A 14,940-nucleotide genomic window follows, 5' to 3' on the forward strand; every position below is an offset into this window, starting at 1 on the left:
GCCTTAAATAAACGACCCTACTATTATGAAAAAATTAGCCCTTCTAATTATCCTGCTTTTTAGTGTTTCCATTTTACAAGCTCAAGTTATTTATGAAACCATACAGTCATCCAAATTAGGAACAACACGAGAAATTAAAGTGCAATTACCACGTGGTTATGATACTAATCCGGATAAATCCTATCCTGTAATTGTTGTTTTAGATGGAGACTATATGTTTGAGGTCGTTGCAGGAAATGTGGATTATTATTCCTATTGGGAAGATATGCCAGAAAGCATAGTGGTTGGCGTGAATCAAGTAAATAGTCGTTCAGCTGATGTTATGTACTCGGAACAAAATTCATTGCCAATTGAAACGGGCGCAGCATTCTACGAGTTTTTAGGAATGGAATTAATTCCACATATCAATAAAACATATCGAACGGTTAATTTCAGAGCCATAGTTGGTCACGATCGGACGGCGAATTTCATAAATTATTTTCTATTAAAATCACAACCTTTATTTCACGCTTATATAGTAATTAGCCCAGATTTAGCGCCAGACATGACTGCTTATTTAACTGAAAAGTTACCGAAAGTTGAACAAAAAATATTTTATTATTTAGCTACTTCACAAAACGATATTTCCCAATTAAAAGCAGGAACAGAAGCTTTAAATAATAGTATTTCAGCAGTGGATAATAAAAACTTATTATTCAAATTTGATGTTTTTGATAAGGCAACACATTATGCACTTCCTGCACACGCTATTCCTAATGCATTGGAAGATATTTTCTTTGTATTCCAGCCTATTAGCAAATCAGAATATACAGACACCATTTTAAAATTAGATGGGTCGCCAGTAACGTATTTAACGGATAAATATGCGACGATAAAAACCTTATTTGATATTGATAAACCTATTCTTATCAATGATTTCAATGCTATTGAAGCCGCTATTAATAAATCTGAAAAATATCAATATTTTGAAGACTTGGGTAAAGTGGCGCGAAAACTCTATCCAGACACACTTTTAGGGAATTATTTTTTAGCGCGTTTTTATGAAGAAACGGGTGAACCTAAAAAGGCTATGAAAGCCTATCAAACTGCTTTTGTTTTGCAAGAAATTGGCAGTTTAACTAAAGATGAAATGTTACGACGCGCTGATGCTATTAAGGCAGATTTCGGATATTAAGAACGAGGGTAGAAGTGTTTAAAAATTAATTAATTCCTCTCATATTTAGAGGTTAGAAGTGTATTATGGCTAAAGTAAAAACAACATTTTTTTGTCAGAATTGTGGCGCCCAATACAGCAAGTGGCAAGGGCAATGCACGTCTTGTAAAGAGTGGAATACCATTGCAGAAGAAGTCCTTCAAAAACCTGAAAAAAGTGATTGGAAAACGCCTTCAACTTCCAACAGTAAAAGAGCTTCAAGACCGTTATTAATTAATGAAATTGATGCCTCACAAGAAGCGCGCATGCAAACCAATGATCAAGAGTTTAATCGGGTTTTAGGTGGCGGCATTGTGCCTGGATCCTTAATTCTTTTAGGCGGTGAGCCTGGTATTGGAAAAAGCACCTTATTACTTCAAATAGCTTTAAAATTACAATATAAAACGCTTTATGTTTCAGGTGAAGAAAGTCAGAAGCAAATAAAAATGCGTGCGGAACGTATAAACCCTAGCAGTAATAATTGTTACATTTTAACGGAAACTAAAACCCAAAATATTTTTAAGCAAATTGAAGATTTAGAACCGGATATTGTGGTGGTAGATTCTATTCAAACCTTGCATAGCGATTATATAGAATCCTCTTCTGGAAGTATTTCTCAAATAAAAGAATGTACTACGGAACTGATTAAATTTGCAAAAGAAACCAATACGCCGGTTGTTTTAATTGGCCATATTACCAAAGATGGTAACATTGCGGGACCTAAAATTCTAGAACATATGGTAGATACGGTTTTGCAATTCGAAGGCGACCGAAATCATGTTTTCCGAATTTTGCGGGCGAATAAAAATCGTTTTGGCTCCACCAATGAAATAGGGATTTACGAAATGCAAGGGTCAGGGTTGCGTGAAGTTTCTAATCCTTCCGAAATATTAATCACCAAAAAAGACGAAGAATTATCTGGAAACGCTATTTCGGCAACCTTGGAAGGCATGCGTCCGTTGATGATTGAAGTTCAGGCTTTAGTAAGTACTGCAGTTTACGGCACGCCGCAACGTAGCGCCACGGGTTTTAATGCCAAGCGATTAAATATGCTATTGGCTGTTTTAGAAAAACGAGCTGGATTTAGATTAGGCGCTAAAGATGTATTTTTAAATATCACAGGTGGAATAACGGTAGATGATCCTGCTATTGATTTAGCTGTTGTAGCGGCCATTCTATCATCCAACGAGGATGAAGCTTTACCAAAAGATTATTGTTTTGCTGCCGAAGTTGGGTTGTCTGGTGAAATTCGCCCAGTTCAACGTGTGGAACAGCGCATTTTAGAAGCAGAAAAACTTGGATTCTCCACTATTTTCGTTTCCAAATACAATAAAATTTCACTAAAAGACACAGAGATTAAAATTCAGCTGATTTCAAAAATTGAGGATTTGGTTGGGTTTATTGTATAAAATATCCATGCATCTTACCAATAATAAGCGTTCAGGCAATTTCTTCTCTATTTCACTTTAAATTCAACAGGTATTTATCTAAAAATCATTAATTTCGCGGGTCGAAACGAATGAATGAAATTATGAGTAATAAATTCACTGAATATAAAGGACTTGACTTGCCAAAAGTGGCATCTGATATTCTTGATTATTGGAAAGAACATAACGTATTTGAAAAAAGTGTGACGTCACGAGAAGGCGCCGAACCATTTGTATTTTTTGAAGGGCCTCCTTCTGCAAATGGTTTGCCTGGTGTTCACCACGTTTTAGCGCGTGCTATTAAAGATATTTTTCCGCGTTATAAAACGATGAAAGGTTATCAAGTAAAGCGTAAAGCTGGATGGGATACGCACGGTTTACCAATTGAATTAGGTGTTGAAAAAGAATTGGGTATTACCAAAGAAGATATTGGTAAAACCATTTCAGTGGAAGATTATAATGCCGCTTGTCGTAAAGCCGTTATGAGGTACACAGACGTTTGGAACGACCTGACTGAAAAAATGGGCTACTGGGTAGATATGGATAATCCGTATGTTACCTACGATCCGAAATACATGGAATCCGTTTGGTGGTTATTAAAAGAAATTTACAATAAAAACTTAATTTATAAGGGTTATACCATTCAGCCATATTCGCCAAAAGCGGGAACGGGCTTGAGCTCTCATGAGTTAAACCAACCAGGAACCTATCAAGATGTAACTGATACAACGGTTGTTGCACAGTTTAAAGCCAATGAAAAATCATTACCAGATTTCTTGCAGAATGAAGGTGATATTTACTTTCTAGCTTGGACAACCACACCTTGGACCTTACCAAGTAATACAGCTTTAACCGTCGGTCCAAAAATTGATTATGTATTAGTCGAAACTTATAACCAATACACATTTGATCCTATTAATGTGGTTTTGGCAAAACCATTAGTAAACAATCAATTTGATGGTAAATTCAAACGTGTTGAAACAAAACCTGAATTATTAGATTATAAATCTGGCGATAAAAAAATCCCTTATTTCGTAGTAAAAGAGTTTAAAGGAATCGATTTAGTAGGGATTACTTATGAGCAATTATTGCCATATGCCTTGCCAAATGATAATCCTGAAAATGCTTTCCGAATTATTACAGGCGATTTCGTAACCACAGAAGATGGTACGGGAATTGTTCACACAGCGCCAACTTTTGGTGCAGATGATGCTTTGGTGGCTAAACAAGCCACACCAGAAATTCCACCATTATTGGTAAAAGACGAAAACGGAAATTTAGTGCCTTTGGTGAATTTACAAGGGAAATTTCGACCAGAGATGGCAGAATTTGCTGGAAAATACGTAAAAAATGAATATTACGCAGATGGTGAAGCGCCAGAACGTTCAATTGATGTGGAATTAGCTATTAAATTAAAAGAAGAAAATAAAGCCTTTAAGGTTGAAAAATATAAACACAGCTATCCAAACTGCTGGCGTACGGATAAACCCATTCTATATTATCCTTTAGATTCTTGGTTTATTAAAGTTACCGATGTTAAGGATCGCATGTATGAATTGAATGAAACCATAAATTGGAAACCAAAATCGACAGGAACAGGTCGTTTTGGAAACTGGTTAGCCAATGCAAACGATTGGAACTTATCACGCTCTCGTTATTGGGGGATTCCTTTGCCAATCTGGCGTACAGAGGATGGAAAAGAAGAAATTTTAATTGGTTCTGTTGAAGAATTGAAAGGCGAAATGCAACGCGCCGTTGAAGCAGGATTTATGAAGTCTGATATCTTCCAAAGTTTTGAAATCGGAAATAACTCCGATGAAAACTATGCGAAAATTGATTTACATAAAAATATTGTGGATGAAATCATCCTAGTTTCACCTTCAGGAAAACCTATGAATCGTGAAGCGGATTTAATTGATGTTTGGTTCGATTCTGGTTCTATGCCTTATGCGCAATGGCACTATCCTTTTGAAAATAAAGAGAAAATTGATAATAACGAATCGTTTCCAGCCGATTTTATAGCCGAAGGTGTCGATCAAACTAGAGGTTGGTTTTACACACTTCACGCTATTGCAACCATGGTTTTTGATTCGGTGGCTTATAAAAACGTCGTTTCCAACGGACTTGTTCTAGACAAAAACGGTCAGAAAATGTCCAAGCGTTTAGGTAATGCTGCAGATCCGTTTGAAACATTATCAACTTATGGAGCCGATGCCACTCGTTGGTATATGATTGCCAATGCGAATCCTTGGGATAACTTAAAATTCGATTTGGAAGGTATAGAAGAGGTGAAACGTAAATTCTTCGGAACGCTTTATAACACCTATTCATTCTTCAGTTTATACACCAATTTAGATAAGTTTACTTATGCGGAAGCTGAAATTCCTTTTGAAAATCGCCCAGAATTAGACCGTTGGATTCTTTCAGAATTACATACGCTGATTAAAAAAGTGGATGCGTTCTACGAAGAGTATGAACCGACAAGAGCGGCGCGTGCTATTTCCGATTTCACACAAGATTTTGTGAGTAACTGGTACGTGCGTTTAAGTAGAAGACGTTTTTGGAAAGGCGATTATCAAACCGATAAAATTTCGGCTTACCAAACGCTTTATACCTGTATGATTACCATTTCAAAACTGGCAGCACCAATTGCGCCATTTTTTATGGACCGATTGTATCTGGATTTAAATGCGGTGACTAAAAAGGAAGCTTTTGAAAGTGTTCATTTAGCTGAATTTCCAATATTTGATGCGCGTTTTGTGGACAAAACTTTAGAACGAAAAATGGAAGCGGCACAAACTATTTCATCCTTGGTTTTATCTTTACGAGCTAAAGAAAAAATTAAAGTGCGTCAACCCTTGCAGAAAATCATGATTCCGGTGGATAGTGAAGCGCAAAAGGAAGAAATTTTAGCTGTTGCAGATTTAATTAAACATGAAGTAAACATTAAGGAAATTGAGATTTTGGAAGACGCTTCTGAAATTTTAGTTAAGCATATAAAACCAAACTTTAAAACGCTTGGGCCACGCTTTGGAAAGGATATGAAGTTGATAGCAAATGCTATTCAAGACTTTGATGCCGCACATATAAAAAAAATAGAGCAAAATGGTGAGATTGATGTCGACATTAACGGGAAAAGTATTACTTTAGAACGCGCTGATGTAGAGATTACTTCGCAAGATATTGAAGGCTGGTTAGTAGCAAATGAAGGTTCCTTAACGGTAGCTTTAGATGTTACCATTTCAGAAGATTTACGTAATGAAGGGATAGCGCGTGAGCTCGTAAACCGCATTCAAAACCTGCGTAAAGATTCGGGATTTGAAATAACAGATAGAATTATTGTTAGCATTCAAAAACACGCTGATATAGTGGATGCAATTGAAAATTATTTAGCTTATATTAAAGTAGAAACGCTTACAGAAGTATTAGAAATTAAAGAAGAAATTAAAGATGGTATTGAAATTGCATTTGATGCAATTACTACCAAATTATCTATAAAAAAACATTAAGAATATGGGAGACGACGTAAATGTTAGATATTCAGATAAAGATTTAGCTGAATTCAAAACGCTTATTCAAGAAAAAATTGATAAAGCAAAGCATGATTTAGAACTTATTAAAAGTGCTTATATGAACGATTTAAATAATGGAACTGATGATACATCGCCAACATTTAAAGCGTTTGAAGAAGGTAGCGAAACAATGAGTAAAGAAGCGAATTCGCAATTAGCTATTCGTCAAGAGAAATTTATCCGCGATTTGAAGAACGCGTTAATTCGTATTGAAAACAAAACATACGGTGTTTGTCGCGTTACCAGTAAATTAATTGCAAAAGAGCGTTTAATGCTAGTGCCTCATGCTACTTTGAGTATTGAAGCTAAAAACATGCAACAGTAAAATTTAAAATTTTAACGTATAAAAAACGCTTCAATATGTATTGGAGCGTTTTTGTTTTTATATGAAAACACCATCATTAATCATACTGTTTTTACTGCTTTCTCTTTCTTTTTTTGGACAGAAAGGGATGCAACGCACCATAGATGCGTCGAAAATAAAAACTATTGATATTGCTGGAAACACCATTTTTAAGATTAAAGTTTCTGCTACACCCAGTCAAATTATATTGATAGATTTACAAGTTGAAGGCGAAAACAATGAGCAAATTGTACTGCAAGCACGACAAGAAAATGATACGCTTTTTCTAGGAAGCGCCTATCAACCTTTATTTATAAAGCCAGATGATAAATTAGCCGCTCACAAAAAAATATCTATTGAACTAACGTTAGAAATTCCTGAAAACTTAAATGTTTCTATAAATAGTGATATTGCATCCGTATTCGTTTCTGGGAATTTCAATTTTTTAACTGCGGAACTTTTAAATGGTTATTTTTCCGGAACCAATTTTAATGGAAATTTACAAGTTGATACCTTAAATGGAAATATTAATTTGGAAACTAAAGCGGGAAGATTAGATCTTCAAACTAAAAAAGGAGTCATAAATAAGGGAAATGTACCGCTTGGCGAAAATCAACTTTCATTACATTCTATTAACGGTGATATTAGCGTAAAAAAAACCCGATAATAGTGTTATTTTTGTGCTTTATTTTAAAATTGAAAAGCATAACATCCTCAATTGATGAATGCTTTAAGTATTAATTAAAATTATTTTTGCTTTTGTAGAAAATCTTATGACTTTAAAAAAATCCATTCTTTTTATAATTTTCATTTTACTGATAGATCAGGTAAGTAAAATTTACATAAAAACCCACTTTGTTTTAGGTGATGATGTTACTGTTTTTAGTTGGTTTAAAATTTATTTTATTGAAAACGATGGTATGGCTTGGGGAACCAAAATCAGCGATTTTGTTAGCTTTATTTCGGATAGAACGGCGAAAATAGCCTTAACCCTTTTTAGAATTTTTGCTATTTTTGGAATTGGATATTGGTTGTATGATGCTACCAAAAAGCAAAATTCGCAAATACTAATTTGGGCTGTAGCACTTATATTTGCTGGTGCTTTAGGAAATATTATTGACTCTGTATTTTACGGCGTTTTATTTGATGATAGTTATGGTCAAGTAGCGAGTTTTATGCCAGCTGCGGGTGGATATGATGGTTTTTTACATGGAAAAGTGGTAGACATGCTCTATTTTCCGTTATGGAAAGGCTACTTGCCAAATTGGTTGCCGTTTTATGGTGGTACCTATTTTACTTTTTTTGAACCTGTTTTTAATATTGCTGATATGGCAATTAGTATTGGATTCGGTTTATTGATTTTTTTTAATAAAAAAGCCTTCGCAGATAATTAATCAAAATGCGTAGATTTTATTAGGCGTCACGCAATAATCTAAAGCAACATCATTTTCAAAAATATCTTTTATTTCTTTTTCAGCCTCAAAAAAGGAAAGTCCTATTTTAATAGTTTCGGGTTTACATTTACTTAAAAAAGTATCATAAAAGCCTTTGCCATAGCCAACGCGATGTCCTTTTTCGTCAAAAGCTAAAAGCGGAATAAACACCACTTCTATTAAGCTATTATCTATTGGAATCCCATCAACCGGTTCTGGAATGTTGTATGTGTTTTTCTTAATAACAGTTGCATCGGTTAATAAAAAATGGATCATATTTCGGGTTTCAAAATCACTTTTTGAAACAATAATGTGTTTATCCTTTCCGGATAGAATACTTAAAATATAATCTGTATTAATTTCTTTATGCTCGGTTATCGAGAGAAATATATGGTAGTATGAAAAGTCCCAAATCGGTAAATCTAAAAGAGTATTGGCAATTTGTAGACTTAAATCGTCTATTATGTCTTCTGAAAGCGTCTGGCGTTTTTGCTTGTAGATTTTTCGTAATTCCTGTTTCTTCATAGCAAAAAGAGATAATTACGAATGTGGTTTTACGCGAGATGTTATATGGAATAAAGCATCACCTTGATATACAATTGGAGATTCATTCGCATTAATAATATAACCTGTACTAGTGGCACGAACAAAGTGGTTAAACTTGCCATAAGGATCTGTAATATTACCAAGAATATCATCTTTTTTAACTTTGGTACCAACTTCTACGGAAGCCTTAAACATACCAGAGAAGTTAGCGCGTTGCCATTTACTAGCTGTAATAAATACGGATTCTTTTTTAGGTTTACTCACCTTAAATTTGGAACCTAACATACCCAAACTATGCATAACACGTTTGGCGCCATTTACACCGGTATTAGTAATGTTCACATCAATATGATGGGATTTTCCACCCTCAAATAACAACATGGTAATACCCGCTTTATAGGCTGTAATTCTAAATGATTTCTTTAAATTTTTAGAGTATAAAACAAAAGGAGCGCCAAATATTCTGGCTAATTCGTTAAGTCTGGTACTGCCTTGGGCGATGCGAACTTGTGGCGCATTAAAACGTCCAGCACCACCGGTGTGAAAATCTAGCACATAGTCCGCTTCCTTCATTACATCATTCACCAATTTATAGGCAACACGACTGGCTAAAGATCCGTTTTTTAAACCTGGAAAAACTCGATTTAGATCGCGCCCGTCAGGAAATTCCCGACTTAAATTTATAAAACCGAAAATATTAATAACAGGAATACAAATGGTCGTTCCGCATTTGGGTTTGTTGATACCTTTTGCAATAAGTTGTCGCACAATTTCAACGCCGTTAACTTCATCACCATGAATTCCCGCTGTAAACAGAACCGTAGGTCCTGGTTTTTTAGAGCGTTCAATAATAATAGGAACATTTATAGACGAGGCTGTGTGTAATTTAGCTACATCAAAATCTACCTCGTAACTTTTGCCGGGCTCAATAGTTTGTCCTAAAATAGTGATGATTTTTTGCGACATATTTATTTCTTGTTTCGCTCAATAAACGAAATAATAGATTTCGCAATATTTTTTCCAGTGGCACCTTCAATACCTTCTAATCCTGGCGTTGAATTCACTTCCAATAGTAAAGGACCTCGAGAAGATTGTAACATATCCACACCACAAACTGGTAATTTTAAAGCACGAGCAGATTCCATAGCCAAGCGAATTTCATCATCACTTAATTTAATAATATCCGCAGAGCCGCCACGATGTAAATTAGAACGGAATTCGCCTTCTTTACCCTGACGTTTCATAGCGCCAACTACTTGGCCATCCACAACCAAAGCGCGTAAATCCGCACCTTTTGCTTCGCTAATAAACTCTTGAACAATAACTCGAGCTTCCAAACCATTAAAGGCTTCTAAAACAGATTCGGCTGCATTTTTAGTTTCTGCTAAAACCACACCTAAACCTTGAGTTCCTTCCAATAATTTAATAATTACTGGAGCACCACCTACGTGAGCAAGCACTTCTTTAGCGTCCCGAGAATAGTTGGTGAAAACGGTTTTAGGCATTCCAACTCCAGCTTTACTTAAAAGTTGAAGACTTTTAAGTTTGTCGCGAGAGCGTAAAATAGAACCCGAAGAAACGATGGAAAATGCACCCATCATTTCAAATTGTCTTACAACCGCACAACCGTAAAAGGTAATAGACGCACCAATTCTTGGTATAATGGCATCTACATAATCCAGATAGCGATCTCTATAATAAATGGTGGGTTTTTCTTTTTCTATAATGATGTCGCATTTTAACGGATCAATAACTTCAACGCTATGACCGCGTTCTTTAGCTTCTTCAACCAAACGTTTAGTTGAATATAAATGAGGGTTCCTAGATAGGATAACTATGTTCATGTTTTATTTTTTATTAAATGATAGATTTTGCAAGTCCACATCAACTAGAAATTTTTTCGCTAAAAATTGTCTGCCAATTAAAACGGGAAATCGCATATCATCTCGCGTGCTTAAAGTTAGGTTAATCTTATATGTTTTACCAAAGAATATAACTTCGGATTTTATTTTGAATCTATTTTCTTTACTACCGTTACTACTTTTAACGTTTGTTCGCGTATATTCCGTAAAAATCACCTCTTTTCCATTAAAATTGGGATGGCCTTTGCTATAAAATTTACAGCGCAAGGTATTGTTTTCTTCCACAATTTTAGAGCAATGAATAGACGATGTGTACGCGCCACTGTCTATTTTAGCGTCAATTTCAAATAAATTGAGTTTAGGGAAATCTATTTTATCAACCCTTCCTATAAGTTGTTTTATCATGATTTACATTTTAAAAAAGAGACGCAATGTAATGAAAAGGTAGTTTTTTTTAATACAATTTAAGTATAAAAATTAACAGCTTTTTATTTAGGGAATGTATCTTAAAAAATATAGAAATAGGTACCTTTGAAGATATGCCTAAAACTGCTTTAGAAATACAATTAAAAACCTTACCAAATGAGCCTGGTGTTTATCAATATTATGATAGCGAAGGTAAGATTTTATATGTAGGTAAAGCAAAAAATTTAAAAAAACGCGTCAGTTCCTATTTTACGAAAACCCATGATAGCGGTAAAACGCGGGTATTAGTAAAAAAAATTGCCAGTATAAAACACATTGTTGTAAATACGGAAACGGATGCTTTATTATTAGAGAATAACTTAATTAAAAAATACAGACCGCGTTATAATGTGTTGTTAAAGGATGATAAAACCTATCCTTGGATTTGCATTAAAAACGAAAGATTCCCACGTGTTTTTACTACAAGACGCGTTATAAAGGATGGTTCTGAATATTTTGGTCCTTATACCAGCATGAAAACAGTTTGGACTTTGCTGGATTTAATTCGAGGTTTATTTCCATTACGAACTTGTAATTTCGATTTATCACCGGAGAAAATTAGCGCAGGCAAATATAAAGTCTGTTTAGAATATCATTTAGGAAATTGCCAAGGTCCATGTGAAGGATTGGAAACTGAAGCGGCCTATCTGGAAAAAATTGTGGCTATAAAGGAAATTCTAAAGGGAAATTTCAAAAGCTCTTTAATTCAATTTAAGAGTCAGATGAAAGAACTAGCAGAAGATATGCAGTTTGAACAGGCTCAAAAAATCAAAGAAAAAATTGGCGTTTTGGAGAATTATCAATCCAAATCCACCATTATAAATCCCAAGATTAGCAATGTAGATGTGTTTTCTATAATGAGTGATGAGGAATATGGTTATATTAATTTCTTACAAATTTCTTATGGTTCCATAATCCGTTCACATACTTTGGAAATTAAGAAAAAATTGGATGAGCCTGACAAGGAATTGTTGGAGTTGGCTATTACCGAAATTCGTCAACGTTTTCATTCCAATTCCAAAGAAATTTATGCGCCATTTCATGTGGATTTAGGTGAAGATTTATTAATAACAATCCCCAAACTCGGCGATAAAAAGCATATATTAGATCTATCTTTGCGCAATGCGAAATATTACCGCATGGAACGCTTTAAGCAAGCTAAAATAACGGACCCAGACCGACATGTTAATCGGATTATGGCGCAAATGAAAACAGATTTACGCTTAAAAGACGAACCACGCCATATAGAATGTTTTGATAACTCTAATATTCAAGGAACGCACCCTGTAGCGGCATGTGTAGTGTTTAAAGATGGAAAACCCAGTAAAAAAGATTATAGACATTTTAATATTAAGACCGTAGAAGGTCCAGATGATTTTGCTTCCATGGAAGAAGTTGTTTATAGACGCTATAAGCGTTTAGTAGATGAAGAACAATCTTTACCGCAACTTATAATCATTGATGGCGGCAAGGGACAATTGTCATCCGCACTCAAAAGTTTAGACGCTTTAAATTTACGAGGAAAAATTGCTATTATAGGAATTGCGAAACGTTTAGAAGAATTATTCTATCCGGATGATCCAATTCCCTTATATTTAGATAAAAAGAGTGAAACGTTAAAAGTTATTCAGCAATTGCGAAATGAAGCACACCGTTTTGGCATTGAGCATCACCGCAACAAACGTAGTAAAACAGCGTTGAATACGGAATTGGAAACCATTCCAGGCATAGGTGAAAAAACTATTGTTGAACTATTAAAACATTTTAAATCTGTTAAGCGCGTTTCAGAAGCAACAAAAAAAGAATTGGAAGAAGTTGTAGGGGTTTCAAGAGCGCGTAAAGTATATAATTATTATCATAAAATATGAAGTACCTAATAGTAATCTTTTGTTTTTTTGTCTTCATATCTGGTTTTTCTCAAGTTCAGAATTCCAAAGAGGATGTTAAAGTTGGTCTTGTTTTAAGCGGCGGTGGTGCTAAAGGTTTGGCTCATATTGGCGTTTTAAAAGTTATAGATAGTTTGGGCATACGCATAGATTATATTGCTGGAACTAGTATGGGCGCCATAGTTGGATCACTATACGCGGCCGGCTACTCTGGAAATCAAATTGACACTATTTTTAGAGGTGTGGATTTTGATAAAATTATAAGCGATAATTTACCGCGGGCAGCCAAAACATTTTACGAGCGCGATAATGCCGAACGCTATGCCATAACTTTGCCATTTGATAAATTTAAACTGAAATTACCTTCGGCTTTGTCTAGAGGTCAAAATACGTTGAGTCTCCTATCTAAACTCACGCTTCACGTAAGTGATGTGGAAGATTTTAGTAAATTACCCATTCCATTTTTCTGTATTGCTACCAATGTAGAAACAGGCAAAGCTGTGGTTTTAGACAAGGGTAGCTTAGCGCAATCGGTTGTGGCAAGTGGTGCATTTCCTTCATTATTTCAACCCGTAATTATAGACAATCAAATTTTAATTGATGGAGGCGTTGTTAATAATTATCCTATTGATGAGCTTAAGGCCAAAGGCATGGATATTATTATAGGTGTGGATGTTCAGGATGGATTAGCTAGCCGGGATGAGCTGCGTTCAGCGACAGCTATTATTCTTCAAATTAATAATTATCGGACTATTAACGATATGAAACAGAAGGCTGAAAAAACAGACATTTATATCAAACCCGATATTACAGATTATACGGTGGTGTCTTTCAGCGATGGGAAAAAAATTATTGAAAATGGGATTTTAGCGGCTAATAAGGAAACAGACCAATTACAAAAAATAGTAGATCAACAAATAAAGAAACCTAAACCGCTTGAGTCTATTAAATCCATTGATACCATTCGAATTAATAATATTAATATTTCAGGGAATGAAAAATATACCCGCTCTTACGTTCTTGGTAAATTAAAATTAAAACCAGAAGAAAATATTGATTACACCACATTTGTTGAAGGCGTTAATAATTTAGCGGCAACCAACAACTTTAACTCGGTAGTTTATCAATTACGTCCTACCAAAAATGAACGTGAATATGACTTGGATGTTAAGGTTTTAGAAACCCCAACCCGAACCTTTTTTAAAGTAGGCTTGCATTATGACGATTTATATAAAACCGGCGTTTTGTTAAATTTAACGCGTAAACGCTTGCTTTTTAATGATGATGTGGGATCTTTAGACTTTGTTTTAGGGGATAATATTCGCTACAATTTTGACTATTATATTGATAAAGGATTTTATTGGAGTGTCGGTCTTACCTCGCGCTACAATCAATTTAAAAAAAATGTACCGGCAGCTGCTTTATTATCGGACGAAAGTTCTATGAATTTGAACGTGAATAAACTGGATGTGGAAGTATCAGACTTTACAAACCAGCTTTACGCCCAAACCTTATTAGGAAATGATTATGCCCTAACTCTGGGTGCAGAACATAAACGTTTTAAAGTGACTTCTGAAACTATTTTAACCAATGCCAACACTAAAGAAACAACTTTTGATAATAGCGACTATTTAAGCGTTTACGGAAGGCTGAAGTTAGATACTTACGACAATAAATATTTCCCTAATGAAGGTTTTTACTTTAATGGCGATTTTCACTTGTATTTATACTCATCTAATTATAATAATAATTTTTCGGAATTTTCCATCGGAAAAGCCACTATGGGTTACACCAAGAGTTTTGGTAAGTTTTCAGCAAATATTACAACACAAGGTGGTTTTAAAATAGGGGAAGATTCATCACCGTATTTGGATTTTGTGCTTGGTGGTTATGGTAATAATTTAATTAATAATTTCACATCCTTTTATGGATATGACTATTTATCAATTCGAGGAAATAGCTTTGTAAAAGGAATGATAACTGCAGATTATGAAATTTTTAAAAAGCATCATATTGTTGCCTCTGCCAATTTAGCCAATGTAGATGATGATATTTTCGATTCTGGCGAATGGTTTACCTCACCGGATTATACGGGTTATGCGCTAGGTTATTCTATAGAAACATTTATTGGACCTATTGAGGCTAAATACACTTGGTCACCCGAGGTTAAAAAAAGCATCTGGTTTTTTAATTTAGGATTCTGGTTTTAAACCG

12 protein-coding genes are annotated in these 14,940 nt (G+C 34.8%); 8 read left to right on the plus strand and 4 right to left on the minus strand.

From position 1 onward, the window contains the following. Nucleotides 1-25: 25 nt before the first annotated feature. From ES674_RS03710 to ES674_RS03735, 6 genes are all read left to right on the plus strand, one after another. On the plus strand, nt 26-1,174 hold the full coding sequence (locus ES674_RS03710) for an alpha/beta hydrolase (RefSeq protein ID WP_148402630.1): 1,149 nt from the start codon (nt 26-28) through the stop codon (nt 1,172-1,174). A gap of 65 nt (nt 1,175-1,239) precedes the next feature. Beyond that, nucleotides 1,240-2,601, plus strand: a complete 1,362-nt coding sequence (radA, locus tag ES674_RS03715) for a DNA repair protein RadA (RefSeq protein WP_148402631.1) — start codon at nt 1,240-1,242, stop codon at nt 2,599-2,601. 122 nt (nt 2,602-2,723) lie between these two features. Further along, nucleotides 2,724-6,128: an isoleucine--tRNA ligase gene (ileS, locus tag ES674_RS03720; RefSeq protein WP_148402632.1), complete on the plus strand. Its 3,405-nt coding sequence runs from the start codon at nt 2,724-2,726 to the stop codon at nt 6,126-6,128. 4 nt (nt 6,129-6,132) lie between these two features. After that, complete coding sequence (locus ES674_RS03725) at nt 6,133-6,516, plus strand: TraR/DksA family transcriptional regulator (protein WP_148402633.1); 384 nt, start codon at nt 6,133-6,135, stop codon at nt 6,514-6,516. A gap of 61 nt (nt 6,517-6,577) precedes the next feature. Beyond that, nucleotides 6,578-7,201, plus strand: a complete 624-nt coding sequence (locus tag ES674_RS03730; RefSeq protein WP_148402634.1) for a DUF4097 family beta strand repeat-containing protein — start codon at nt 6,578-6,580, stop codon at nt 7,199-7,201. Between the two features lie 106 nt (nt 7,202-7,307). Next, on the plus strand, nt 7,308-7,928 hold the full coding sequence (locus ES674_RS03735; RefSeq protein WP_148402635.1) for a lipoprotein signal peptidase: 621 nt from the start codon (nt 7,308-7,310) through the stop codon (nt 7,926-7,928). On the opposite strand, the gene ES674_RS03740 is transcribed toward ES674_RS03735, so the two are convergent. Genes ES674_RS03740 through ES674_RS03755 form a run of 4 tightly spaced genes read right to left on the minus strand, consistent with a single transcriptional unit; the run spans nt 7,929 to nt 10,780 of the window. Next, nucleotides 7,929-8,492: a 5-formyltetrahydrofolate cyclo-ligase gene (locus tag ES674_RS03740; protein ID WP_148402636.1), complete on the minus strand. Its 564-nt coding sequence runs from the start codon at nt 8,490-8,492 to the stop codon at nt 7,929-7,931. A gap of 15 nt (nt 8,493-8,507) precedes the next feature. Further along, nucleotides 8,508-9,479: a succinylglutamate desuccinylase/aspartoacylase family protein gene (locus tag ES674_RS03745; RefSeq protein WP_148402637.1), complete on the minus strand. Its 972-nt coding sequence runs from the start codon at nt 9,477-9,479 to the stop codon at nt 8,508-8,510. Nucleotides 9,480-9,481: 2 nt separating this feature from the next. Next, the gene (rimK, locus tag ES674_RS03750) at nt 9,482-10,357 is read right to left on the minus strand and encodes a 30S ribosomal protein S6--L-glutamate ligase (RefSeq protein ID WP_148402638.1); all 876 of its coding nucleotides are present in this window, start codon (nt 10,355-10,357) and stop codon (nt 9,482-9,484) included. A 3-nt stretch (nt 10,358-10,360) separates the two neighbouring features. After that, nucleotides 10,361-10,780, minus strand: a complete 420-nt coding sequence (locus ES674_RS03755) for an ATP-dependent zinc protease family protein (RefSeq protein ID WP_148402639.1) — start codon at nt 10,778-10,780, stop codon at nt 10,361-10,363. 134 nt (nt 10,781-10,914) lie between these two features. Here ES674_RS03755 and uvrC point away from each other — a divergent pair, with 134 nt between their 5' ends. Both uvrC and ES674_RS03765 read left to right on the plus strand, forming a co-directional pair. Next, complete coding sequence (uvrC, locus tag ES674_RS03760) at nt 10,915-12,708, plus strand: excinuclease ABC subunit UvrC (RefSeq protein WP_148402640.1); 1,794 nt, start codon at nt 10,915-10,917, stop codon at nt 12,706-12,708. Next, nucleotides 12,705-14,936 (plus strand): patatin-like phospholipase family protein, encoded by a 2,232-nt coding sequence (locus ES674_RS03765; RefSeq protein WP_170233957.1) that lies wholly within the window; start codon nt 12,705-12,707, stop codon nt 14,934-14,936. The genes uvrC and ES674_RS03765 overlap by 4 nt, the downstream gene beginning before the upstream one ends. The last annotated feature ends 4 nt before the right edge of the window (nt 14,937-14,940 follow it).

The sequence above is a fragment of the Bizionia myxarmorum genome (assembly GCF_008086205.1).
GTDB lineage: Bacteria > Bacteroidota > Bacteroidia > Flavobacteriales > Flavobacteriaceae > Algorimicrobium > Algorimicrobium myxarmorum.